The 2,889-nt window shown below is 51.3% G+C and carries 2 protein-coding genes; both read right to left on the minus strand.

Annotated features, from left to right (window positions below; genetic code table 11):
* On the minus strand, window positions 1-365 hold a 365-nt coding region (locus tag GAP13_RS12905; RefSeq protein WP_158908698.1), incomplete at its 3' end, for a winged helix-turn-helix transcriptional regulator.
* 103 nt (window positions 366-468) lie between these two features.
* Window positions 469-2,889: SLBB domain-containing protein (locus GAP13_RS12910; RefSeq protein WP_222126226.1), on the minus strand; the 2,421-nt coding region annotated here is incomplete at its 5' end.

Consider the following 2,889-nt stretch of genomic DNA (forward strand, 5'->3'; position numbering starts at 1 on the left):
GGGCCGACAAGCTCGAGCGCTGTATAGCCCTGCTCGGCGACAGCCCGGACAAACGCATCGATTCTCTTGCGGTACAGCGCCGCGTTATGCGATGCTCTCGAAAAATAATCGACAACCCTGCGAGAAATCTCCTCTATGCCCTCCGCTGTCAGCGCGTAGAGCACTTTTCGCTTGTTGAGGTGTGACAGCTTTATCCATCCGCGTTCCACAAACCGCTTTAGAAGCGCGTTCGTCATCCCGAGAGAAAGCCCCGAGGCCTGGGCCAGTTCGCGCTGGCTCGTGGCTCCCGAGGCTTCCTTCTGGGCGATTGAGGCATAAATCGCTTCGAGCAGCGAATATTCGGATTCGTGTAGAGTTGATTTCATGATTTTTTTTAAAACGGGGTCAGACCCCGTTTTTTAAATTTTTCTGGTCGGCCGTGAGAATTTTTTAAAACGGGGTCAGACCCCGTTTTCTAGTCCATAGTTTTTAAGGCTTCGCTAGATTTATAACCAGTGCAACAATGGAGAGAACCGTGGATAGAATCGTAGAGATTCTGAACAATGTATACGTGAAAGAATTCGATGCCGCAACAATGCTATCTTCCGGCTGGATCATCCGCCCTGTCTGTTCAACCTTTTTCGAATTCATGTCATAAATTGCTATTTTCTGGTTCGCATTCCTTTCGGTATCAAAGCCGCCAGCCAGCCCGATATAGTATTCCCAAGTCCTGTCGGGGATGTACGGATATCTGCCAGGATTTCGTACTGCTCCAGACACTGAGACAAAAAATTGTCTGAAAGGCACAATGAGAATATCATTCGGCTTGAGGGGTATATCACCTGCAAGATCGTAATTATAGATAAACTTTGCCAGATCAACGGGAATATAGGGCTCACCATTGCGAATGATGTATGCTTTTGACAGATCGGATACTGCAGAAAAAAGCTTGCGGTTTGCCAGCGCTGCTTGTGAGACTGTTTCTCCAGGGAAGTAAGTATATGGTACTCTCTGACTTGTTTCAGGCGAAGCCCCGGATACACCTACTCCCACTGCGCCTTCAAACCAGACAACCGGCAAAAGCTCTTGCAGAGACGGAATTGTAATAACATCATAGAGATGCACCGGTATATTTGCATCTTTTGAGTAATCAAAAATATGCTTTTCGCCAACAGGGCTTTTTTCAGATACAAAGCGAACAACACTGAGCCTTGAGGGGTTAGCCTTTTCTGTAAAGCCATCGGCATACACTTCGATCAGCTCTTTCAAACCCTCACCAGGGAGCAGTTGATAGCTGCCAGGGCGCTTCACTTCGCCTTCAATAGTGACAAGCAAGGCCATCGGTAACACTCTTATTTCGTCACCAGGGCGAAGGAATGGATCTTGCGATAAGTCTCCATATCGGTCGGCCTTGAATAGATCATAGGTTTTTTCATTTCCATCAGCTGCTTTTACTACTACATTGCGAATAGAAGAATACCGGGTGACAAGAGGATAAACAACATCGCGCAAACGGGTAAGCCCTGTAATACCGACCCAGGTTGATTTTGTGACTTCGCCCGTCACAAACACATACATTGAACCGAAAGGTATAACAAGGCGATCTTCAGGCTGCAATTCGAAATCATAGTGAAGATCATTTGCATACAAAAGGCGCTCAAGGTCGACTGAGGTTTGATTCGGACTTCCCTTTCGGATAATAAAAGCATTTGCTAGATTTGCAGAAGAAAGTATCTTTTCTTTCATCGGACGCAAAAGTGATGAGACGCTCATTCCTTTTCTGAAAGGGGCTCTGATAACGGCATAGCTGGTGGAAGTAACAGTCTGGTCTTTACTTGTTATTGCTAACTGATCGCCAGCGACTGCTCCTTCTATATACACGATCGGTAGGTACTCTTCCCGGCTCGGTATCCGCACCCGATCCCCATCCATAAGCTCAGGCAGACCCTTCCCCCCAAGGTCAAACACCACACTCTCACTCTCCGGCTTCTGGCTCGTCGCCTTCCGCGTCAGCACCACCAGATCCGTCCTCCCGCTCTCCAATGCCCCATCCCCATAGTAGCTCACTAGCTCCTTCACCCCCTCTCCTGCCAATAACTGGTAGCGGCCGGGTCTCCGCACCTCCCCTTCGATACTCACGATCCGCGTAGCCTTGCTGACTTCCACCACATCCCCGGGCCGCAAAAGTGGATTCTGGCTTGGGTCCCCAAACCGCTCGGCTTTGAAAAGATCATAGCTCCTCACCGAACCATCAAGCGCCGTCACCCGCACATCCCGCAACGACGATAGACCCGTCGTAAGCCCTTTCAACACCTCCGATAGCCGGCTGTCCGAACTCACCTCCACCAGCGTCGCCTTCTGCACCTCCCCCTTCACATACGCATAATTCAGCCCATACGGTATCACTATGTGGTCGTCCGCCTGCAGCACCACATCATCGGCTGCAGCGTAGAAATGCATAAGCTTCTCAAGATTCACCGCTATCCGGCTCGTCCCTCGCGCTATATACGCCTGGCTTAAGTCCGCTCTCGGCGACAGCTTCTCTAAAAGTGGCTTGACGACCTGCGACAGAAGCTGCCCTTTCCGGTAGGGTACGCGAAGTATGCTGTATGGCTCTTTGACGGCTTCCTGTACCCCTTGCGCCTGCGTGCCGCTTGCCTGCACACCAGCCCCTTGCCCCTGGCCAGCCGCCGCAGGCACTGCCTGCTCACTTAGTACCGCTCCTTCCACGTACACCACCGGCAGGTACTCTTCTCGGCTCGGTATCCGCACACGATCCCCATCGATAAGCTCAGGCAGAGCTTTCCCCCCTAGATCAAACACCACACTCTCACTCTCCGGCTTCTGGCTCGTCGCCTTCCGCGTCAGCACTACCAGATCCGTCCTCCCGCTCTCCAATGCCCCATCCCC

Source organism: Rectinema subterraneum, assembly GCA_009768935.1.
GTDB lineage: Bacteria > Spirochaetota > Spirochaetia > Treponematales > Rectinemataceae > Rectinema > Rectinema subterraneum.